Annotated in this window: 19 protein-coding genes; 4 read left to right on the plus strand and 15 right to left on the minus strand. The window is 67.4% G+C overall.

Annotated features, from left to right (window positions below; translation table 11 throughout):
• Nucleotides 1–67: 67 nt before the first annotated feature.
• The 11 genes from V1457_RS23735 to V1457_RS23785 form a co-directional block, all read right to left on the minus strand.
• Entirely contained in the window at nucleotides 68–1087 is a 1020-nt protein-coding gene (locus tag V1457_RS23735; protein ID WP_338596944.1) for a M23 family metallopeptidase, read from the minus strand.
• A gap of 525 nt (nucleotides 1088–1612) precedes the next feature.
• Nucleotides 1613–2623: a replication-relaxation family protein gene (locus V1457_RS23740; RefSeq protein ID WP_338596945.1), complete on the minus strand. Its 1011-nt coding sequence runs from the start codon at nucleotides 2621–2623 to the stop codon at nucleotides 1613–1615.
• Nucleotides 2624–2729: 106 nt separating this feature from the next.
• Nucleotides 2730–5216, minus strand: coding sequence for a type IV secretion system DNA-binding domain-containing protein (locus V1457_RS23745; protein WP_338596947.1), 2487 nt, complete (start codon nucleotides 5214–5216; stop codon nucleotides 2730–2732).
• Between the two features lie 51 nt (nucleotides 5217–5267).
• Complete coding sequence (locus V1457_RS23750) at nucleotides 5268–6095, minus strand: GP88 family protein (RefSeq protein ID WP_338596948.1); 828 nt, start codon at nucleotides 6093–6095, stop codon at nucleotides 5268–5270.
• 80 nt (nucleotides 6096–6175) lie between these two features.
• Entirely contained in the window at nucleotides 6176–6526 is a 351-nt protein-coding gene (locus V1457_RS23755) for a hypothetical protein (protein ID WP_338596950.1), read from the minus strand.
• 20 nt (nucleotides 6527–6546) lie between these two features.
• On the minus strand, nucleotides 6547–8379 hold the full coding sequence (locus tag V1457_RS23760; protein ID WP_338596951.1) for a helicase HerA domain-containing protein: 1833 nt from the start codon (nucleotides 8377–8379) through the stop codon (nucleotides 6547–6549).
• Nucleotides 8376–9413, minus strand: a complete 1038-nt coding sequence (locus V1457_RS23765; protein WP_338596953.1) for a PrgI family protein — start codon at nucleotides 9411–9413, stop codon at nucleotides 8376–8378. Before V1457_RS23765 ends, V1457_RS23760 begins: the two co-directional genes overlap by 4 nt.
• Nucleotides 9410–10303: a hypothetical protein gene (locus V1457_RS23770; protein ID WP_338596955.1), complete on the minus strand. Its 894-nt coding sequence runs from the start codon at nucleotides 10301–10303 to the stop codon at nucleotides 9410–9412. The genes V1457_RS23765 and V1457_RS23770 overlap by 4 nt, the downstream gene beginning before the upstream one ends.
• A gap of 18 nt (nucleotides 10304–10321) precedes the next feature.
• On the minus strand, nucleotides 10322–11263 hold the full coding sequence (locus V1457_RS23775; RefSeq protein WP_338596957.1) for a hypothetical protein: 942 nt from the start codon (nucleotides 11261–11263) through the stop codon (nucleotides 10322–10324).
• A gap of 62 nt (nucleotides 11264–11325) precedes the next feature.
• The gene (locus V1457_RS23780) at nucleotides 11326–11694 is read right to left on the minus strand and encodes a pilin (RefSeq protein ID WP_407074717.1); all 369 of its coding nucleotides are present in this window, start codon (nucleotides 11692–11694) and stop codon (nucleotides 11326–11328) included.
• A 56-nt stretch (nucleotides 11695–11750) separates the two neighbouring features.
• Nucleotides 11751–12545, minus strand: coding sequence for a hypothetical protein (locus V1457_RS23785; RefSeq protein WP_338596958.1), 795 nt, complete (start codon nucleotides 12543–12545; stop codon nucleotides 11751–11753).
• Nucleotides 12546–13722: 1177 nt separating this feature from the next.
• Between V1457_RS23785 and V1457_RS23790 the strand changes: the two genes are divergently transcribed.
• Nucleotides 13723–14718, plus strand: a complete 996-nt coding sequence (locus V1457_RS23790) for an IS481 family transposase (RefSeq protein ID WP_338605090.1) — start codon at nucleotides 13723–13725, stop codon at nucleotides 14716–14718.
• 185 nt (nucleotides 14719–14903) lie between these two features.
• Here V1457_RS23790 and V1457_RS23795 read toward each other — a convergent pair whose 3' ends face one another.
• Nucleotides 14904–15242: a hypothetical protein gene (locus V1457_RS23795; RefSeq protein ID WP_338596959.1), complete on the minus strand. Its 339-nt coding sequence runs from the start codon at nucleotides 15240–15242 to the stop codon at nucleotides 14904–14906.
• A gap of 47 nt (nucleotides 15243–15289) precedes the next feature.
• Between V1457_RS23795 and V1457_RS23800 the strand changes: the two genes are divergently transcribed.
• Together V1457_RS23800 and V1457_RS23805 are read left to right on the plus strand one after the other, a co-directional pair.
• Complete coding sequence (locus V1457_RS23800) at nucleotides 15290–16354, plus strand: site-specific DNA-methyltransferase (protein ID WP_338596960.1); 1065 nt, start codon at nucleotides 15290–15292, stop codon at nucleotides 16352–16354.
• A 432-nt stretch (nucleotides 16355–16786) separates the two neighbouring features.
• Entirely contained in the window at nucleotides 16787–16981 is a 195-nt protein-coding gene (locus V1457_RS23805) for a helix-turn-helix domain-containing protein (RefSeq protein WP_338596961.1), read from the plus strand.
• 534 nt (nucleotides 16982–17515) lie between these two features.
• Here V1457_RS23805 and V1457_RS23810 read toward each other — a convergent pair.
• Nucleotides 17516–17986, minus strand: coding sequence for a DUF3237 domain-containing protein (locus V1457_RS23810; RefSeq protein ID WP_338596963.1), 471 nt, complete (start codon nucleotides 17984–17986; stop codon nucleotides 17516–17518).
• 73 nt (nucleotides 17987–18059) lie between these two features.
• Nucleotides 18060–18950 carry a lytic transglycosylase domain-containing protein gene (locus V1457_RS23815; protein ID WP_338596965.1) on the minus strand — a complete coding sequence of 297 codons (891 nt, stop codon included), beginning with the start codon at nucleotides 18948–18950 and terminating at the stop codon, nucleotides 18060–18062.
• Between the two features lie 964 nt (nucleotides 18951–19914).
• On the opposite strand from V1457_RS23815, the gene V1457_RS23820 reads away from it, so the two are divergent.
• Entirely contained in the window at nucleotides 19915–21132 is a 1218-nt protein-coding gene (locus tag V1457_RS23820) for a LuxR C-terminal-related transcriptional regulator (RefSeq protein ID WP_338596967.1), read from the plus strand.
• Between the two features lie 22 nt (nucleotides 21133–21154).
• Here the strand turns inward: V1457_RS23820 and V1457_RS23825 are convergent, their stop codons facing one another.
• A complete protein-coding gene (locus V1457_RS23825; protein ID WP_338596968.1) occupies nucleotides 21155–21367 on the minus strand; it encodes a hypothetical protein in 213 nt (70 codons plus the stop codon).
• Between the last annotated feature and the right edge of the window lie 11 nt (nucleotides 21368–21378).

Consider the following 21378-nt stretch of genomic DNA (forward strand, 5'->3'; position numbering starts at 1 on the left):
GCATCGCCATCAGCGAACATCGCCTCGTCACCAGAAGCCAGGGAGTGCCCGGCCGATTACGGACCCCTTACTGAGACGGGCCACACAGCTGTGGTGCTGACTGCTGCCGGTAGAACGCGACAGGATCGATGGCCTGTCCGTTGGCTTCGATCTGGAAATGCAGGTGGGGGCCGGTGGACTCGCCGCGGTTGCCGACCTCCGCGATGATCTCCTGCGGCTGTACCGACTGGCCAATGTGGACGTGGTTGTGGTGGTTGTGCCCGTAGGTGGTGATGACGCCGCCGGGGTGTTGGATGCGTACCCAGAGTCCGTAGCCGGTGGCAGGGCCGGAGTCGATCACTGTGCCGCTATTGGCTGCGCGGATGGGAGTCCCGCTGGGCGCGGCGATGTCCTGTCCACGGTGGAATGCTCCCGCTCGCGCGCCAAAGCCCGAGGTGCATGTTCCTTCGGCGGGGACGGTCCAGGTTCCGGTCGGTGAACCTGTGCAGGCAACGCCGTGGACAAGTCCGAGGAGTTGGCGTGCTGCGGGCTCGTGGCGTCCGTAGGCATCAGGGACACCGGAGTGCTGGACGGTCTGTGCGGCCTCGTTGAGGCTCATCTGTCGCCAGCCGGGCACGGCCAGCAGGTGCCGGTAGAACTGCGAGGCGCTGTAGGCAGGGTTCATGATCTGTTCCGAGCTGCCCCAGCCTTGTGACGGGCGTTGCTGGAACAGTCCGAGGCTGTCGCGGTCACCGTGGTCGAGGTTGCGCAGCCCGGACTCCTGGATCGCGGTGGCCAGGGCCACGACCCAGCCTTGCTGCGGGACGTTCATCTGCTGTCCGACCGCGACGATCGTGGCGGCGCTGCTGAGTTGCTCACGCTCGTAGCCAGCCATCACTCCAAACTCAGCCTCAGCCGGAGCGCACGTCGCCGAGCCAGCTCCACCGGCAAACATCGAGACAACGGCGCCGACTGCAGCAGCAATCACGACGACGAATAACGACAAGCACACGCCGACGGCGATGCCGATCTTTGCGAACATGACGCACTCCGGGGACAACGAGAGCAGGACGATGACTGCCGACCCGTGCACCGCGATGCTGGGCATTGGATGCCCGTGGGCGGAAAGCGGGCGTTGACGCGCGTCGCGGACGCTGCGAGACCTCGCGGGAGAGCGAGCCATGTGTCAGACACGAGATGGTGCGGTTCGAGAGACGCCGAAACCGCACGGACACGTGCCTAACAGCTTGCGGATACGCCACTGGCAAGCAGCGCGCGTCGCCCAGAAACCCCACATGCCTCATACCGCCAGCGACCTAGAGATAACCTGCGCGCCTGCGGAATTGGCTCCACTGTGGACGCCTGGTGCGTTGAGGCGGCCGTGGTTGGTTTCGACCTTGCCAATGGCCGCAAGCACCGCCCAGTCCAACATGGGGCATTCTCCGGCTGCCTGCTGATACAGGGTGAGGTAGTCGGCGGGGATGTCGGAGAGTGCGACGGGCTGGGTGCACCGCCAACTGCGGAGTTGCCGCCGATGAGCGCGGAGACGACTCCGGCCACAGCAGCGGTGATGATGACGGTCAAAGCGGTGATCGCGCCGATCACGGTGGCTGCGAGTTTGACCGTGCCGGGATCACCTCGGGTTCCAGGTCAGGTCGTTGGTCTGCCACGGCGGCATCGGTGCCGGCGGGCTCAAGCGGGCCACGGGACTCGGCTCGGTGGTGGAGCTGGTGGTGTCGGTGGAGCTGGTCGGTGCTTCGAGCTGGGGCCAGGCCGAGAGCAGGCTGATCAGCCGGTGGCGACCGGGCTCGGTGTGATGCAGAGGCAGCCACACCGCTTCGGTGGGGCTCCCTGCGGCGCGGAGATGTTCGGCGGTGGTGGTGGCGATCGGCAGGTCGCGCTGCCGGGCATCAGTGCGCCTATGTTCGGCGAGGTGTGCTCGCGCGTGGGTTTCGCGGGCGGCGGTGGCGAAGACCGCGAGCAGCGGGGTGATGATGTGAGTCGCGGTGGATAGCTTGGTGTAGCCGGGGAGTTTCGCGACGAAGCGGGCCAGTTGGTAGCTGCCGGTGTCCCATTCGAGGAACCATTCGATGTCACGGCCTGCTTCGTGCCAGCGTCCGTAGCCGTCGGGGCGGACGTGGTCGCCGAAGTGGCGGGCACAGCGGGTTTCGGACCACCACGCGGTCAGCGCGCGCTCGGTGCTGGCCTCGGCCACAGCCTCGGCTAGCAGGGCGGTGAAGAAGTTGTTGACGCCCTGCAGGTGGGCCAGCCGCAGGCTGTTGGCGATGCCGACGGAGCGTTCGGGGCGGAATTTCAGGTCTGTGGGGTCGAGGCCGTCTTCGTGGGCGAGTAGGTGGGCTCCGGTGGTGTCGAGGACGTAGTACATGGGGGCGCGGCCGCGGCCGATGTAGGGCTGGAAGCGGTCCAGCACCCGCCAGGCATACAGCTTCTGCAGCCGGTGGTTGGCCGAGCGGCGCGAGCCGAAGGCGATCGCGGCGATCTGCGGCGAGGGCAGCACGCGGTGTTCGGCCACGATGCGGGCCAGCCACCGGTCGCGGCTGGTGAGGTGGGCGGCGACCTGGGTTTGGTGCTCGGCGGAGGCCGCGAAGCGCAGGCTCGGTCGCTGCGGGATCGGGGTGCGCATATCGCGCTGCTGATGATTCGCGAACAAACTCGTTCCTCTTTCCTCAGTGGACGGGAGGAAGCGACGGCGATCTCCTGTCGAGGAAGGACCGCACTCGGGTGCGGGGTCAGACCGCGCGGCGCGGGTCTGTGCCGGTGGTTTCCGGCTGCTCGCCGGTGTCGTCGCTGCGGGCGTCCAGCGGACGGGTGTGGGCGGCGGCGGCTTCGCGCACCGTCCGGGAACGCCCGGGGATGGCCGTCGGCAGTGGTTGGGTGGTTACCGTGCACGGCTGGGTTTCCGCGCCGCCGACGACCAGGCGCGCGGCGGCGTGGTAGACGTCGAGGTGTGCGAGGTCGTGCTCGGAGATGCGTGGTGTGGTGTGGCGGGACAGCTCGCGAGCATCTTCTGGCGAGGCGCTGAAGAAGATCTTGCTGCGGGCGTTGGTGGAGATACCTTCCTTGAGATCTTTGGGAAGTTGTCCCAAGTGCTGGTGGGCCAAGGCCATACTCAGCCGGTAGCCGCGGGCTTCGGCGAGCATGTCCTCCATCGCGTAGGGCAGATTCAGGAAGTTGTGCGCCTCGTCGACGTAGAGCCCGGCGTCGCGGCGTTCCCGCTGCGGCAGGGCTGCGCGGGCGGTGGTGGCTTGCCAGACGCGGGCGACGATCAGTGATCCGAGCAGTCGGGTAGTGTCTTCGCCGAGGCTGCCTTTGGGGATGCGCACCAGGCACAGTCCGCCGTCCAGCGTGCTGGTTAGGTCCACTGTGGATGGCCCGGCGGTGATGGCCTTGACCACGAACGGGCGCAGCAGGAACGCGCGGAGCTTGTTCAGCAGCGGCGCGGTCGCCTGGGACCGCGAGGCATCGGAGAGTTGCTCATACCATTCCCAGAACCCGCGCAGGGTCGGATCAGCCGCTACCCGGTCGCGGTGCCGCGCCCGGGTTGCGGGGTCGGTGAGCAGCTGCGGCAACGTCGCCAGGGTGGGTGTGTCGGAGACGGCTCGCAGGGTCAGGCACCCGGCGCGGAGGATGTCCTCGGTGCGTGGGCCCCAGGCTGAGGAGAAAACGCGGGAGAACACCGACACGAGGTTGTCCACTGCGGATTCTTTCGGCCCTTCCAGGGGATTCAGGCACGGGGTTGGTCCGCGGGAGTCGGAGTCGAACAGCACGACCTTGTGCGCGGCGTGCTCGGGCATGCGTTGCAGCAGGTCGGTGATCAGATCGCCTTTGGGGTCGATGACCACCGCGCCGCGGCCGTGTTCGGCGTCGGCGAGGATCATCCGCGCGAGCATCGTGGACTTCCCCGACCCGGTGGCGCCGAGGATGTGCAGGTGGTGCCGGGAATCGGAGACCTGCAGCCCGACCGGGCGGGCGTGGCCGGTATCCGAGACGCCGACCGGGCGGATCAGCGCGCCTTCGGTGGGCGTGTTCGGCGGAGGCGGGACCGCCCGCGCCCCGGCGCGGGCCACGCCTGGCAATCCCTCATCGGTCGGCAGGTGGGCGATGCCCGCCAGTTCCGGCACGGATAGCAAGTCACCCCGTCGCAGGCGCCGACGAGACAAGGCGCGCACGGGGTGGCGCAGGCGTTGGCGGCGGTAGTGGTTGTGCTCGGTGAATCCGGAGAACGTGCCGGCGATGGCGTGGGCACGGCCGCGTGCTTGCTCGCGCACCCGCGTGGTCTGCTCCTTGGGGGTCTCGATCGGCACCGTGGTCGTGACCGCGTACCGGATCAGCGTGTCCCACTGCGGGCCGCGTTGTTTGGCGACGATGGCGCGGTTCTGCGCCTGGAACTCCAACGACGTTTGCGGGTCCAGCGTCGGCTGGCTGCTCGACGGCTTCGTGCCCGATGGGCCCGGGGTGACCAGGTCGAGCAGGCGACCCACCAGGCGGGCGGAGCGCCCGGCGTTGAGGTGGCGGGCGGCGCGTCGGGCCTGTTTGACCCGGCGCCCGGTGACCGGGCGGGCGAGGACCTGCACGGCCACGGTGTCGTTGATGCCGAGTCCCACTGGAGCGCCCAACAGGGCACGGATCGGGTCGGCGTCGAAGCCGGTGCGAATCGGCAGCGCCTCCGACCTGGCCAACCGCAGCGTGCCGCCGGTCACCAGCTGACGGCGTCCCGCACTTGGCGCCGTGGGCACCGGCGGGTCGGCCTCGGCGGTGCGGGTGTGGGATCCGGGCCAGGCCGCTTCGATGGCACGTTCCACCATCCCGGGCGGGACCGTGCCCGGCACCCATAGCCGCAGCTGCACTCCGTCATGGCCGAAGACGTACTCCCACGCCAGATGCGGCTGCCCGGTCATCAGGCGCTGCACCCTGGGGCGCACCAGTCCGATCAGGTTCGACCACACCGCCTCGGCTCCACCTGGGTCGACCGTGGGCGGTGCCAGAACGGTGATCACCCGTGACCGTTCGTGCAACGCATCCTGGCAACGCAGGAACCACCAGCGCCGCAGGAGAACCAAGCCTGCGGCTCCGAGTACTACCGTGGGCAGCGCGATCAGTCCCCAGGTCTGCAGCCAGGACCACGCCTGGTCCAGCACGTGCTGAATCGCACCCCACGGATCGGTCAGCACTCTCCTCAGTGGACTGTTCACGAGAGACGACTCTGCGATGTTCATCGTGCGGAAATCTCCTTGCTGGCCGGGCAGAAGCGGTCGGGCTCGGTGTGTTCAAGCCGCGTGGTCCTCGGAGTCCGGGCCACGGCGAGTGCGGGCTGATGGGGCGTTGGTGATCGAGCGGACCGTGGCCTGGCCGCCCGTGCGGCGGTGCGCGTCGAGGTCGGCCTGCCACTCGGAAAACCGCCGCCCGGCCAGCCGTTTCAGGAAGTGCGGGATGTTGTTCGCCGGGATGCCCACCAAGTGGGGCCCGAGGACCGCGAGCAGGTCCGAGGCGTCCTGCGATGACCAGCCCGCCTCGTGAATGGCGTCCTCACCGGGGAAGACATCGGCCACCCGGTCCACCGCGGGGTCCAGCAGTGCGTCCTGAGTGCCGCCGTAGGAGTAGACCCAGAGGAAGTTCTCCGGCGGGTCCGGCTCCACGAGCGCTTTGAATCTCCGGATTTCCTTGGTGTAGGCGTAGAAGTTGGTGTCCGGGCGTGTGCGCATGATCCGTAGCCAGGCGCGGAGGTAGTCGTCGCTGAAGAAGTCGCCGGCGTCGTGGATGCGGATCCAGCCGCCGCGGAATTTCGGTGCGGCTAGCTCGGCGAGTACGGCCTGTTCCCACCCGGCCAGGTCGTCGAGCACGAACCGCAGGTTCGACTCGTGCTTGGCCCGCACCGCAGGCCATGTGTAGGTGCCGAATCGGGCGTAGCAGACGTGGCGGCAGATCCCCGCCGCCGGGCAGGTGTTGTAGGTGCGCCCATCGGGCAAGCGTCCGGCCCAGGCGGGCAGCGACCAGTTGTGCACGCCGATCGCGCGCATTTCCCGGTTCTGCGTCAGCAACCGACGCGGGCGCCCGCCGGGAGAAGAACCGGTGGGCACGTGAGCAGACGAAGACATACGTGTCCTTCACCAAGAAAGAGAACGATCAGAGAAGCGACCTGTCCATTGAGGACTCGCGAAGAGGGGTGTGTCCGGTGTTACGCGGGTTCGTCCGGCCGGTTGGCCGCCGTGTCGGGCGTGCTGTGGCGGTCGTGTCGGTAGCGGTCCAGGTCGGCGACCGAGGCTTGGTCCTCGTGCGTGTGGTGTTCGGCCGATGCGGCGGGGCGCCTGCGCCGGAGGTACCGCGCGCAGGCACGGCCGAGGGTGCGCACGCCGAGTACGAGGGTGGTCGCGAGCAGGGAGCCGAGGGCCATGATCACCGCGCAGCCGATGCAGATCGCGGCGAGGGCGCCGAGCAGGAGGCCGACGACCGGCGGAAGGTCCTGCAGCAGCGGCCCGACGAGGTCGGCGCTGGGCTCGTGGCCGGGTTCGAGGGGCGGGACAAGCACGAAGGTTCCTCCCGGGGTGGTCAGTCGAGCAGAAGGTCGTGGGAACCGGCGGGATCAGCGCCCGCTCCGGTCTCTGCGGTGGCATCGGTGAAAGAGGCGAGTTCGGCCGGATCGGTCGTGATCAGGTCGTGTTCCCTGTCGGAGGCGATGGCGTGCAGGGCGACCCGCTGCGTCCCGGCCGCCAGCAAGCCTTGGCCCGTATCGGCCGAGAGCAGGAATTGCCGTTCGCCTTCGGACAGAGCGAAGGTGCGCACGATGTCGTCGATGGCTTGGGGTGCTTGGCGTAGCAGGATTTGGGTGGCGGCGTTGGCGATGATGGCTTTGCCGAGATCAGTGCCCAGCACGTCGCCGACGTCCTGGGTCGCCACGGTCAGCCCGGTCCAGTGTTTGCGGGCGGATTTGGCCATGCGCCACAGGAACTCGGCCCCGGCCTGTTGCTGCATGAGCAGCCAGGCCTCATCGACCACGCACAACCGGGGGCGCCGGATAGCGGGGTTGGACACTTGGCGCCACACCACGTCCAGGGTCAGCAGGGTGCCGGCGGGTTTGAGTTCGTCGGGCAGGTGTCGCAAGGAGAACACCAGCAGGTGCCCCTGTGGTGGTGCGGTCGTGGGCCCGTCGAACAGCCCGCGGAAGGCCCCGTCGGTGAACGGCTGCAACCGACTCGCCAGCTCGCTCGCGGTGTCACCGCCGAGGTGCGCGAGCGTGGCGCGCAGGTCGCCCAGCAGCGGTGCGGGCCGGCTCCAGGTGCGGGCATCGTCGGTGATCCCGGCCTGCTGGTAGGTCGTAGTGACCGCGCGGTCCAGCACGGCCCGTTCATCGGCGGACAGGGATTGTCCGAACAGGACAGGCAGCAGGGTGTGCAGGAACAGGCTGCGGCGGGTGAGCGCATCGGCGGGTGCGGAGCGGCGCCCATCCGGGCGGGTGTGGATCGGCACGTCGAGGGGGTTGAGGTGGATGCCCTCCGCACCGAGGGGGAAGTAGGTGCCGCCGACCGCGCCGGCCATCCGGGCGTATTCGTCTTCGGGGTCGATGATCGCGATCTCGACGTCCCGGTACAGGCTGCGCAGCGCTTCGAGTTTGACCAGGTAGGACTTGCCCGCTCCGGAGCGGCCGAGGATGACCGAGTTGTAGTTCTCGCAGGCGAACCGATCCCAGTGCACCAGCCCTTGGGAGCCGAGGTTCCAGCCGTAGAGCACCCCGGCCGCGGTCGACGCCGACGTCGGATCCGGCGGTGGCAGGTCCGGGCTGGTGAACGGGAACGCCGCGCTCAACGCCGCGGTGTCGAAGGTGCGGGTCATGCCGATCTGGTCCAGGCCCATCGGCAACGCGGTGATCCAGCCCTGCAGGGACCGGTAGGTGGTGGGTTTGGCGTCGATGAGCAGCGACGCGGTCACCGCGCGCAACGCGTCGACCTCCTCGATCAGTTCCTCTTCCGAGGCGGCGTGCACCGTCAGGTACAGCCCGAGCCGGAACAGGCGTCCTTCGCCGCGGGCGAGCCGGTCGGACAGGTCGTAGGCGTCCTCGGTGGCCGCCTCGACCTCCGGGTCCTGCAACCGGCCGTGCGCCGCGGAGTGCCGCCGGCCGGATTCGAGTTTGCCGAGCTGCTTGCGTAGCCGGTCCGCGGCGATGCGCGGGTCGATCGGGTCGATGTGCAGCGACACGTCCAACCGGCCCGGGTAGGTCAACAACGGTTGCAGCCACCCGGGATGCACCTCGCGGGGATAGCCGGCCGCGGCGAACGAGGCGACCCAGTCACCGCCGACCTGCAGATGCCGCGGATGCACCTCGATTGCCTCCGGCGCGAACGCACTCGCCGACGCGGGTCGCTCGCGACGCCTTTTGGTGATCACGCGAAGTCCTCCTCGGTATCGAGGCCCGGGTCCGGGCCGGCGGGGTTGGTGATGACCTCGTCGGCACCGGCCATCCCCGCCCACGGCGGCAGCGGACTGTCGGGATTAGTGGCGGTGGCCAGCACCGCCGTGGCCTGGGCGGCGTCCAGCGGGGTCACGGCGATGCCCGCGGGTGCGAGCAGGTCGGTGGCCTCGCTCATCCGCCGCACCAGCCGGGCCGCCGCGGCTTTCCGAGCCGTGTCCGAGGGCTGAGCCTCGTTGCGCGAGCGGGCGCCGCGACGGGAGCGGATCAGCGAGTCCTGACCGGCCGCGCGGACCGGGTCGCGGACCACGAGCAGGATCTGACGGCGCAGCAGGTCCGCCTGCTCGCCGAGCTGGGCCAGGTACTCGGCGTGATCCAGCGCCGCGGCTTCCAACGCCGGATGCGGCAACCCGGCCGCACGCTCGCGAAGCTCGCCGATCTGGCCGGACAGATCGAGACGCTGGGCGCGCACGAGGATCTGCACACCCGCGCCGAGACTGTGCAGCCACCGGCCGAAGGCCGCGGTCAGCGCGTCTTGCTCGGCCGGGGTCCGCAGCGCGAAGTTCACCGTCGAGCACGCCGCCACCACAGCGACGCCGTCGTCGCCGAGATCGACCAGACCGGCCTCGCCGACTCCCTGGGCGGGCAGGTCGAACTCGCCCGCGGCGACGTCGTCGTGCCCGTGGGACACCTGCGCCAGCCACTCCGGCACCTCGGCGACAGGCTGCCCGGCCGCGACCCGGCGCCGCGGCTGCAGCCGCTGTCGCACAGCGGCCAGCAGCAGCCGGTCCAGAGCCACTCCGTCGCGGCGCACCACCACCAGTGCCGTGACCGCGACTCCGACCGGGATCGCAACGGCGACGTAGGCGATCACCGGCACCACCGCGCGGGTGGCGTGCCAACCGCCGTAGAGCACCAAGCCGGTCACCGCCATCACCGCGACTTGCCGGGCGGTGAAGCCCGCCAAGATCCGGTCCTCGCGGTCGACGTCGGCGGGGATCCGCACGCTCATCGATGCTCACCTCCGTTCGGGTCGTCCTGCGGTAGGTCCATGGGCAATTCCTGTTGCCGGGACCGCGGTTGCCGCCGCCGCGGCTGCGGCGGCGGTTGGCTCTGCCGACTGCGGGTGGGCTTGCGCGTGCGGTGCACGTTCAGCGGAAGCTGGTACTGCCCGTCCCGACCTCGCTTCGGCCGGTTCTCCGGCCACTGGCCGTCCCGCGGCAACGTCGTCTGGTTCGGGTCGTTCTTCGGCTCACGAGGCTCGTCCGGCACCGGCTTCTGCCGCTTCGGTTTAGGCCGTCGCGGCAGATCGAACGGAAGCTCGTACTGACCATCACGACCACGGCGAGGTTTGTTCTCGGGCCACTCCCCGTCGCGGGGCAACTTCGTCTGGTTCGGGTCGTTCTTCGGCTCACGAGGCTCGTCCGGCACCGGCTTCTGCCGCTTCGGTTTAGGCCGTCGCGGCAGATCGAACGGAAGCTCGTACTGACCATCACGACCACGACGGGGCTTGTTCTCCGGCCACTCCCCATCCAGCGGCAACTCCAACTGGTCGGGGTCCTTCGTCTGCTTCTGCGGCCGCTCGGGAGGCGGTTTCGGCCCGCGGGGTTTGCGGACCCGTTTAACGTTCAGCGGCAACATGTACTGCCCGTCGGCGTTGGCCCGCGTCTTGGCATACGGGTCCGGCGGGACCGCTGATTTCTCACCGCCGCGGGAACGCGAGGCTTTTCCGCCGCCACCGCCCTTGCCACCGAGCAGGCCGAACGTCTTATAGGCAAGAAACCCCCGCACAAGACCGCCGATGAAGGAACGACCACCGCCGCTTCGGATCGACCCGAGAACCCAGAACGGGATCTTGATGAGGACATAGCACAAGGCGAGTGCGACGAGGAACTGGATCACAGCACATCTCCCTTGCTGTTAACCGAAAAGCGCGATGCCGCCGGGCCAGAAGAACAACTTGATCGCCGCGACCAGCGCGAGTGATTGAGCAACTTGAATGACCATGACTCCGGCGAAAGCTTTCCACCACCAGAAAGCGATCCCTTCGGTGTGCGGTAGCGCGTGACACATGAGCAGGATGGGCGCAGCCGCCAGCAAAATGATGGTCAGCGTGATGCGCACGATGTAGGTCAGCAACACCACGACAAGCATGATGACCAACGCCAGCGCGATAAAAAGGACGAGCAACCCCCCGCCATCCAGATCATTCATCAATGTGTCGCGCATCGCCCGGCCCGCCACGTCCGGACTCACCTGGTCACCGAGAATCGACCGCGACAGCGCATTGCCGATCTCGATCACCTTGCCACCCGCGAACAGCGACAGGTTCGCAGCAATAAACCCGACGATCACACGAGGCAGAATTTCCTTGATCGAATGCCGGGTCTGCAGCGTTTCATGGGCCATGACAACGATGCCCGCCACCACAATGAGCGTCGCATACACCGCGAGGACGATCTGCTGCGAGTTCGCCCAGATCTGCCCCATCACCGGTATCTGGTCCAGCTGCGGCGTCACCAGGAACGACTCCGCCAGCAAGTCCAGCAAACTGTTCAACCCCGGAGTCACCAAATCGCGGAAGAACGACTCAATCGCATCCGACACGCACGCCGGAATATCGGTGATCCCGCACGAGGACTCCGGGGCCGGGGCTTGGTCGGGGTTCGATTGATTTCCGGGCTGCTGGTTCGCCGGAGGCACCGGAACGGGTTGGGGAAGGCAATTCGGCCCCTGGCACGGCACCGGAGATGGTGCGGGAACGGGGAGGGACGGCGCCGGCAATGGCGGATCGTGCTGGGCGCTAGCGGCACCGGGCAAGGCCAACCCCGCCGTCACGACGAGTACGAGCAGGGCAGCCACCGCGGTCGCGATGCGGCCCAGACGGCCCGCCCCTGGGGTGCAGGGTGCGGTGGCCTGCATTGTCAGGCCCCCACGATGCCGCGCAGGATCTCCACGACCAGCGGAGCCAGCGCCGCCAGCCCGTAGCCGAACCCGGCGGACTTGAACGACTGCTTCGCTTTCTCGACCTCGCCGGGATCACCGCCCGCCAGCACATAGCGGACGCCGCCGATGGTGAGAAAAACCGTGGCCAGCAGGGCGAGGATGCCCATGAGCCAGTTGCGGATGTTGTTCAAGACGTCGTCGATCGTGCGGGCCAGCGCGAGCACGTGGGTGGTCTCGGCCACCGCGGGCATCGAGATCGCCAGCAGACCGGCCGCGGCCAGCCCGGCGACCACCAGCACCCGTCGAGCACCGTGTCGACGCAGGCAGGTCGTAAACGAACAGCGCATCAGAGAGACCTCCAGACGGCGCGTGCGAGGCAGCGGGAGCGCGTAACGGCTAGGGCTCATCCGCGTCCCTGAAGTCCGGAATTCGGGGCCTGATCGGTCGCAGTGCCGCCGACTTTTTTCGCTACGCTCCGCGACTGCGCTGAGTGCTCGATCCGCTCGCCGGGAGGTACTCGCGCCGCGGCGGTATCGCCAGTCGGGTCACTGTCGCCAGGGCTCACTGCGGACTCCCCGAGCCAGGAGACGAGTCGGTTCTCGGCCCGTCGGCGGATGCTGCGCAGTCCCTCGTAGGTCAGCCCGGGGCGGTGCGGCCAGTCAGCTAGCTCTACGGCTTCCAGACGGGTCGCGGTGATCAGGTCGGCCTCGGTCCGAGTCAGGACTCCGGCTTCGACCGCGCGAGCCAAGACCAGATCGGGATGCCCGGATGGGGGCTTGGGCTCGCTGAATCCGACCCCCGGCGGCTTCGGCGTCGGCCCATCCATCCCGTCCAGCAGCGCCCGATGCCCGGCACGGTAAGCGGCCCACCGCAGCCGGATGGTGATCCGCCCCTCGGTGAGATCCAGCGCCTGCAGCCCGTCGAGGAACCCACGCAGCACCTCGGCATGGATGTCGCTGGGGTCGTCGGCGTAGCGCTCGGTCAACCGCGCCGCCAGGGAGGTCAACATCGGCAGCGCCAAACCGACCGCGGTGATCGTCCAGGTACTGCCCTCGACGCGGGCACGGCTGATCACATGCGTCCAGACCTGGTCCCACACCCGGCGGGGGCAGCCGCGGGACAGCAGCAGGTTCCGGAGTTCGTCGACCGGGATGATCCGGTCCGGAAGGTGGTCGAACCCGTGGCCATCCACAGCCACCGGGTGATCCCCCGCAGTCAGCCACCCGAAGGCATTCCGGGCAGCATCCAGCGGATTGCGTGGCCACTCTTCGTGCTCGCAGGGAGTAGGGGCAGCCATGGCTCGACTCCTCTCGAACGGCGGTCAATGACGCCGCCGAGAGGGCCAGGCGCAGAACAGCGCAGCGCACGGCTCCGCACTAAGAAGACACTAAACTGATCTTCTTGTTTCAGAACGAAAGATCATCTTCAGATCAACCTCGAGACCACGCTTGAGATGAACAGCAACCCTGTGCGCTGCGACGTTAGTCAGAAACTGTTCCGTTGCTGGCGCCTCAACCGGGCGGATAGATAAAGCAAGAGAAAGGATCTTGAGAGTTTTCCGGAGCGATCTTGAACACGGTCACACGGGACCGTTGACACCCTTCCAACCGCCGCGACTGTCGATCTTCATCGGCCCATGGCGAGATCGACAAACGTCGTGGGGAAACCAAAGACGCCAGTAACACCGGGTCTCGGTTCCGGTTGAGGGATGGCGAGAAAACGCTTGGCCCGGCGGTGACCGATCGGGGCCGTTTTCGCGGACTTCAGGGGTGTCCTTGGCACGACCGACCGATCACCGGAGCACGCGATGCCTGCCCTCCCGATCCTGGAGCTACCGTCTCTTGACACCCCCGATGGCCACGGACCGGACCCCTTCGTCGGGTCGGTTCGCGCACCACGCCGTGAACCCGGCGGCCCACCGGTGCCGGCGACGGTGCGGCTGTGCCTCGTCGGCCCCGTCGCGGACGCCGACGAGATCGTCACCGCTACGGTCTCGATGATCACCAGGACCTACACCGCGCCCGGCGACCGGATCATGCTCGCCGACGGCGAGGCCCCCGCGACGGGTTCGAACCGGAGACGCCGGGACCGGCTCGTGGAGTCCGTCCTCCGACTCGGCCGCGGCACGACCGCCACACCCGACCACCGCGACCACCGCGATCACGGCGATCACGGCGATCACGGCAATCATGAGCCCGCCACGGCGCGCGGGAGTCTGCCAGGCGCCCGGGGGTCCGGATCCGGACCCGGCGACCTAGCTGTAGTGCCTCGGGAGGTTGTGAATTTGGAACATGCGGTTGGATGATCTTGGAATAGGAAGGACCCCCAGGTTCGGTGTGGATCACCACATCACGCACCGAACGATGGAGGTCCTTGTGTGTCACCGTAACGCGCCACTGACTGAGACGGGCCGGTTGCGGCTGGCTCGGTGTGTTGTCGACGAGGGCTGGCCGTTGGCGCGAGCGGCCGAGCGGTTTCAGGTCGCGGTGGGCACGGCCAAGCGCTGGGCCGATCGGTACCGCGTCCGGGGACAGGAGGGCATGGCGGATCGGTCGTCGCGGCCGCGACGCAGCCCCCGGCGTCTTTCGGTCCGGGCCGAGCGGCGGATCATCAAAGTTCGTGTGCTGCGCCGGTGGGGGCCAGCCCGGATCGGTTACCTACTCGGGTTCAACCCGGCCACGGTGCACCGCGTGCTGCGGCGCTACCGCATCGCCCGGCTCGCTCAGCTGGACCGGGCCACCGGCAGGGTGATCCGCCGCTACGAACACACCACGCCCGGAGACTTGATCCACGTCGACATCAAAAAACTGGGCAACATCCCCGACGGCGGCGGCAGCAGAGTGCACGGCCTGAGAACCGGGAAACGCAACAGTCAGCGCACCAACACCCCGACCCGCCGAGCCGGCGGGAAAAAACCCGCGATCGGGCACTCCTACCTGCACACCGCGCTCGACGACCATTCCCGCCTGGCCTACACCGAGATCCGGCCCGACGAGACTCGCGAGACCGCCACCGCGTTCTGGCACCGCGCCCACGCCTTCTTCATCACCGCCGGTATCACCGTGCACCGAGTCCTGACCGACAACGGCTCCTGCTACCGGTCCCACCTCTGGCGCAACACCCTGGCCACGGCCGGAATCAGCCACAAGCGCACCCGCCCCTACCGGCCCCAGACCAACGGCAAAGTCGAACGCTTCCACCGCACCCTGCTCGACGAATGGGCCTACGCCAGGCCCTACACCTCCGAAACCCAACGCCGCAACGCCTTCGACCCCTGGCTACACACCTACAACCACCACCGCGCCCACACCTCCCTCAACGGCCACACACCAGCCCAACGCATTCACAACCTCACAGGGCAATACACCTAGCCGAGCCGGTCACCAACCCGACCGACCAGCACCCGCTCGACAAGTCGCCCGGTCCGGGTTCCGACAGCTTCGAGTTGATCATCGCGGGCTGGCCCGACCGCTCGGCGGCCCCCCTTCGCGATGGCCGACTGGACACCGCTGCTCACCCCGGCCGGAACCATCGTCGTACTCACGCACAGTAGCGATCAGCACAAGGCGCGAGCCGCCCACTCGGGGCTGTTGTCGCGGGCCGCAGCGCTGGCCGGATTGCCGACTGGGTCTGCCCCGGCGGGCACCACCTCGTCATCCCCTGCCGCCCCTGGCACCGTCATGGCCGGCTGCTCGACCTGCCCGGCAAGATCCACGACGCCGCCGACACGATCGGGCTCATCCCCGCCGAGCACTGCATCGCCCTGACCGCGCCCATTCGAGGAAACCGAGTGCACCCGAGAATCGGCAGCCGCGTGGGACACCTCCCAGAAAGTATTGATATTCACGGCCGCATCACCGCCATCTCGGCTCATCTTGACGTGCTCGTTTTCCAACTCCCCGCAGCCGCCCACCGCGAAGAAATTCCAGAGCGAGGTATCGCGTGACCAGTCTTTACTACAACGACGAGACCACCGAACTGTACGTCGGCGACACGCTTGAAGTCATGGCATCGATGCCGAGCGCTTCGGTGGACTGTGTGGTGACCTCCCCGCCCTACTGGGGTCTTCGCGACTATGGCACCGGCATGTGGGCTGGGGGAAACCCGCACTGCCAGCACACGCTCGGCAGCACCCCACATCAGCGCCGATCACCGAAAGCAACCTGCCCCACCGACTCGGCACGAACAGAGATCAAACGGTGTCGACGTTGCGGCGCCGTCTGTCACGACCAGCAATACGGACACGAACCGACTCCGGACGAGTACGTGGACCGACTTCTGCACACATTCTCCGAAGTATGGCGAGCTCTCTCTCCCACGGGCACTGCGTGGCTCAACCTTGGCGACGGCTACAGCTCGAACAGCGACGGCTATATCCGTTCCAGTCCAGCCAATTTCCGACAACCAGCTTATCGCCCCACCTCGGGCATCGCACACAAGAGCCTGGTCGGAATCCCTTGGCGAGTCGCTTTCGCTCTCCAACAGGAGGGATGGATCATTCGCAACGCGATCGCATGGCACAAACCCAACGCAATGCCCGAATCCGTGCAAGATCGAATGTCGTGCCGCTACGAAATGATTTTCCTGCTAACGAAGCAACAGCACTACTACTTCGACCTCGACGCGATACGGGAACCGTACACATCTGATCGTCCACTCAGCCGTAAACAACGCTACGGAGGCAACAAGGACAACACGATAAAAATGCACTGGACCCCACGAGCCAAAGGGAAAAACCCAGGCGACGTGTGGTCGATGTCTACCAGGCCACTCCGGGAAGCGCACTGCGCACCCTTTCCCATTGATGTGCCACTACGCTGCATTGCAGCCGGATGCCCCGAAGGAGGAATCGTCCTCGACCCGTTCTCCGGCGCCGGGACCACCGGACTCGCCGCTCGACAGTTGGGCCGATTTTTCCAAGGAATCGACTTGCGTCCGGATTACCACGACATCTTCAGACACCGTCTGCTCAGCAAACCACCCAGGAACACACGAGAAGCCGCCTGACCGAAAAGCGAGAAAACCGAAACGTCGCATCCCCAGCGTCATAACATTCTACCAGGACTTGGGCGTCACCGTCGTCGACGAGTACGTCGAACCCGGACGCTCAGCCACCGAGATGACCAAACGCGAAGCATTGCAACGGATGCTGCGCGTGTCCGCGCCCAAAGCGATGTCGAGGTTGAGGGAACTTATTACAACCCGAAACATCAGGTCACAGCGCTGGAATCGCTGCAGAGGAAGCTGCCGGGACTGGACGCACCCACCGAACCGCCACCGAACAGGCGCAGACCGGGCCGTGCTCGGCAGCTCGATGACGACGAAGTACAGCGGCTGATCAACGGCTACCGGTCAGGCGCCACCGTCTACGAGCTAGGCGACCAGTTCGGCATCGAACGCCGCACCGTCAGTGCCATCCTGCATCGCCACGGCGTCGCCATGCGCAGGCGCGGCCTGTCCGTCGAGCAGGTCGACAACGCCGTCAGGCTGTACAACCAAGGGTGGTCGACGAACCGGATTGCCGAACGCATGGATGTCGCCCGCGCAACCGTGCGCCAACGCCTCCACGAACGCGGCATCACACTCCGCGGCCGACCGCACGGACGTCGCCACAACGCGGGTGAAGACCAGTGAACACTGCGCCAACTACCGCAAAGCCTCCCCACCCGGTCGCTACGTGGCTGCACTCCTCGTTGCCACGGGCGCATATGTTTCCTACCGACACGGCCGCGAGTTCGCTGTGCGGTTCGGCGCCGACTACACCATCGCGCCACCTTTGGCGTCGTCGTCGACGGCCTACTCACCACGGCAACGCACGAAAAGAAAGAATTCCACCCTAGCGGAAGCAAAACCAATGATGCATTTCGGAAAAGCAAACCTCCTCGATGCCTAAAATAGAACCTGAAACGCCGATCGATCTCTGCCGACGCCCTCCGACGCAAACTTCGCCATCGGTTCCACCCGCGCCCGAACTCTCACCCAACGCCTAATTCGACGAGCAATCCGAGCAGAGAGGAATCGAGCGGCTCAGTTCACCAGTAACGCCAAGTCGTAATTGCGCGCCTCGTCGATCCCCTGGAAGGTCGATGTCAGGAGCTGGCGCGCCGTCGAGTACGCGGGCGACAAACGGAACGCGAGCCTCGGCCGCCTTGAGAGCCGAAGTGGTCGTCACCCAAGGCGGAACACGGTAAATTCGATCGCTCCACCGGCCAGTCGGCCGCGCGCCACGTGCACGTACCGGTGCAGCCAGGAATAGCGCTGGTCGCCGGTCTCGAACCGGAGCGTGACCCAGAAGTACTGGGAGTCGTAGTCGGTCGCCGCACTGCTCTGGAGCGCTGCTGCCACGGCTTCGTTCATCTCGATCAGGCCGGTGTACTGGACGTAGACGGCCGCACCATCGTCGGTGCGCCACTGTCCGCGCACGTCGATCCGCCCGAAACCGTCCGGCCCGATGAGGACCCAGTCGCCTCCTCCGAGAACATCGGCATGCAGATCCGCACCGTCGACGCGGCCACCTACCAGGCCGAAGAACATTCTGTTCCCGAACGGGCCCGTGCCGATGTCGAGCGGCTGATCGAGGTCGGCGCGGTAGACGAATTCCTCGAGACCGGCGAGGACGTCCTCGTCGAGATTTCCCATGTTGCTCCCTGATCGGTGCGGGCGGGTTTCCGGAGAACGAGGCGCAGGAACGTCCCAAAGGACCAAGTCGGGTTCACCGCTCGTGTTTCGGCGTCAGCGCTGAGAGCGGAGTGTGGATCGTGCGCGCCAGCCCGTCCTCGACCGGGCGGAGCTGATCGCGCACCGGGGGCGGCAAGACGTTGTGCACCGGCTCCGGCAGGAGCGGTTTTTTCGGCGGCTCGGGCGCGGGCCGCGCCGGTGCGGGCGGCTCGTCGGAGCCGCCGTCCTCCGGAGGTTGCGGCCGAGGACTCGGTGTCGGCGCGGGCGGCGGCTCCGACGCGGGTGGCTGTTCGGGCGCGGCGATGTCCGGTGACTGCGGAACACCGCCGCTGGCCCTGCTGTTCTCCGCCACGGAACCGGGACTGTCCGGTATCGGACCGCCACCGTTGTGATACGACCGCGCCCACGACAGCACCAGGTCGACGTAATCCGCGGAGTGGTTGTAGGTGAGAATGGCCTGCTGAAGGTCGGCACCGTCATGCAGATTTCGTCCGGCACCGCAGAGGTAGCGCCCGGCTGCCAACGCGGAGTCGTACATGTTTTGCGGATCGGCGCGTCCGTCGGCATTCCCGTCCGCCTCCCATTTGTCCCAAGTGGACGGAAGGAACTGCATCGGGCCTGCCGCGCGCATCCAACCGGCACCGTCGCGGATCGCGGCCCGGTTCGGCGATCCGTCGAGCGCCGGACCATATACGTCGTTTAGGAGGTCGCCGTTCGCGGCGAGGTCGCCATCGTTGGCGTGGCCCGATTCCACCTTGCCGATCCCGGCCAGCACCGCCCAGTCGAGATGGCAGCCCGGGGCGGTCCGCGCGCTCACGGCCTCGGCGCGGCGGTAGGCGTCCAGCGCGGTCGCCGGGATACCGTACTTCGGAGCGGCATCCTGCGGGGTCAGGACGGATCGCTGCGCGACGGGTCGCGGTTGCACCTGCTCCTGCTTCGAGTGCCAGGGCGCAGCAGGCCGCGAGGAGGTCCGGATGCCGGCCACTCCCCCGTCTGCGGACGACCCGTCCGGATCCCTCTCTGCTGAGGTCACCGCCGATCCCGCGCTGCCGCTGGCGACCAGAACGCCCACCAGCGCGAGGGCAGGACCGTTCAGCCGGCGCCGAGCACGGTTCCTGCGTCGGCTGCCCGGGTTCTGCTCCCCACCGGAACGGTCCATCTCGCCAACTCCCCTCCGCCGCCATGGCGGCTCGTCGTCGCTCGGGTACCGATGCTCCGCGGGGCTGCGGTCGTGCACCTCTTCCTTGGGGAGTGTTTGCACCGCCGAACAGGGGTAGATCCGGATGGTCGCCGGTCGGCGACCAGGGTTCGTCGCAGGAGGCGCTAAGTGCTCTCCGTACCCGGCAAGCACCTTGCATTTTGGTCTGTTATTTACTACATTTAGCCCAAAGTTAACCAGAAGCCGCATTCGCTGGCATGGTCGCCGAACCGCGCCATGCGATGTTCACCCGGAACCTGACACTGAAACCTTCCAACGGGGAAGCCCTGAGCGGTGCCAGCCCCGAAATCCACCACTCACCAGGAGAAAGCGCGCGGGAGCAAGCTGTCACCGCGCGGGCATCGACTCGCGGCGAACCGCGCACGACCTGCCGGAAGGGATGCCCTTGCAATCGCTGCGGACGAAGTTCGGTCATCGCTCAAGCACGGATCTCGGAGCGCACCACATCGCTCCGGCGTGACTCGGTGCGCCCGCCGGACAGCGGCGGGGCGTTCCGGATACCGCGTTCCCGCGCCGAGTCCACGCGACGGCCGACCCTCGTGCATCCGGGGCTCACCGGGTGTGACCGTTCAGAGCAACCGTTCTGGCGGATGCAGGAGTTAGACTCCCCGCCCACCTCGGCACCCGGCGGGCCCGCCGACGACCACAGCCACTCAACGAGGAGATGGCCATGAACGAGACCACCACGGCGTGGCCGGACACCGGCAGCTCGCTGCCGACGGCGACGCGGACACCCGTGCTCACGCCCGTCGACCCTCGCCAAGAGCTGGAACGAGTTCCCGAGATCCTCCGGCTCGCGAGCAGGCTTACCGGGACCGACTTGGGGTCGACCGGCCCAGGGGCCGACTTCGACCACCGAACCGCACTGCGGGCACTGGCGGGGGCCGAACGAGCAGCTTCCGAACGGCTGGCACAACTGGCCACCGGACCGGCGGACGCCGCGCAGCGCTTGGTGGCGCTGACGATCCGCCTGCACCAGATGCAAGTGTTCCTGCGCGACTCCCTGTTCAACGAGCGCACCCGTTCGATCATGGAGGTCCAGCGTGCGCTACAACGCTTGCGGAGCGCGCAGACGCTTGACCAGCTGGTGGATCGCATCCCCGAGGAGATCCACGGGTTCGGCTTCCGACGGGCGCTTGTCTCGCGCATCGACGACTCGCGGTGGGTCGCCCGCGCTGCGTTCGTGCAAGAGGATCCGAAACTCGCCGAAGCGATGGTCTCAGCCGGCAGCGCCAACCCGCGGCAGCTGACGCACGTACTGCCCGAAGCCGAGATGCTCCGCAGACGCCAGTCGATCCTCATCCCCGATGCGCAGTCGAATCCGCGCATCCATCCCGAGCTCAAGGACGTCACGCGGACCAAGGCGTACGTGGCCGCGCCGGTGATGTCCGGCACCGACGCGATCGGGTTGCTGCACGCCGACGAAGCCACCGATTCGATGCGGGTGGAAGACTTCCACCGCGAAGTTCTGGGGATGTTCGCGGAAGGCATCGGCTACGCCGTCGAGCGGACCGTGCTGCACGATCGCCTGCGCACGCTGCGGAATCAGCTCCAGGAACACACGGCGCGGGTCAACGACATCGTCGACGAGTTCGCCGACTCCGATATCCGGTTGAACGCCGGAACCGACACCGCCCCCAACGCCGCGCGGGTGCCACGCACCGCTTCCCCACCGGCAGACGAGACCGACAGCGTCCGGTCCCTGCTCACCCACCGCGAACAGGACGTATTCCGGCTGATGGCGATCGGGCACACCAACGCGCGCATCGCGAGCAACCTGATCGTCTCCGAAGGAACCGTCAAGTCCCATGTCAAACACATCCTGCGCAAGCTGGGTGCGGCGAACCGCGCCGAAGCCGTATCGCGGTTCTACCGCAGCGACGTCTGATCCGTTCGCGGCGCTTCGCACCTCATAGCAGCGGCAGTGCGCTGAGCGCTGCGAAGAAGGCGCCCACCATCTGGCACACGAGCCCACCGCGTCGAATCACCCGCCATTGCCGGGATTCCGCGGTGGGCTCCGTGCTGCTCGCGCCCGCGCGGGACCTGGCGACGAGCTCGTCGGCATTGCGCCGCCCCCACCAACCGATGAGGAACACCGCCGCACCCAGGACGAGCTGCGTCACCGAGGTCCACC

It is taken from the genome of Saccharopolyspora sp. SCSIO 74807 (genome assembly GCF_037023755.1).
Taxonomy (GTDB): Bacteria; Actinomycetota; Actinomycetes; order Mycobacteriales; family Pseudonocardiaceae; genus Saccharopolyspora_C; species Saccharopolyspora_C galaxeae.

What these genes read in the sequence shown, in the direction of transcription:
- V1457_RS23780 (WP_407074717.1), bottom strand. Translation starts at nt 11,694, where the DNA reads ATGCGCTGTTCGTTTACGACCTGCCTGCGTCGACACGGTGCTCGACGG.
- V1457_RS23750 (WP_338596948.1), bottom strand. Translation starts at nt 6,095, where the DNA reads ATGTCTTCGTCTGCTCACGTGCCCACCGGTTCTTCTCCCGGCGGGCGC.
- V1457_RS23805 (WP_338596961.1), top strand. Translation starts at nt 16,787, where the DNA reads ATGCGCAGGCGCGGCCTGTCCGTCGAGCAGGTCGACAACGCCGTCAGG.
- V1457_RS23740 (WP_338596945.1), bottom strand. Translation starts at nt 2,623, where the DNA reads ATGCGCACCCCGATCCCGCAGCGACCGAGCCTGCGCTTCGCGGCCTCC.
- V1457_RS23745 (WP_338596947.1), bottom strand. Translation starts at nt 5,216, where the DNA reads ATGAACATCGCAGAGTCGTCTCTCGTGAACAGTCCACTGAGGAGAGTG.
- V1457_RS23765 (WP_338596953.1), bottom strand. Translation starts at nt 9,413, where the DNA reads ATGAGCGTGCGGATCCCCGCCGACGTCGACCGCGAGGACCGGATCTTG.
- V1457_RS23820 (WP_338596967.1), top strand. Translation starts at nt 19,915, where the DNA reads ATGAACGAGACCACCACGGCGTGGCCGGACACCGGCAGCTCGCTGCCG.
- V1457_RS23735 (WP_338596944.1), bottom strand. Translation starts at nt 1,087, where the DNA reads ATGCCCAGCATCGCGGTGCACGGGTCGGCAGTCATCGTCCTGCTCTCG.
- V1457_RS23810 (WP_338596963.1), bottom strand. Translation starts at nt 17,986, where the DNA reads ATGGGAAATCTCGACGAGGACGTCCTCGCCGGTCTCGAGGAATTCGTC.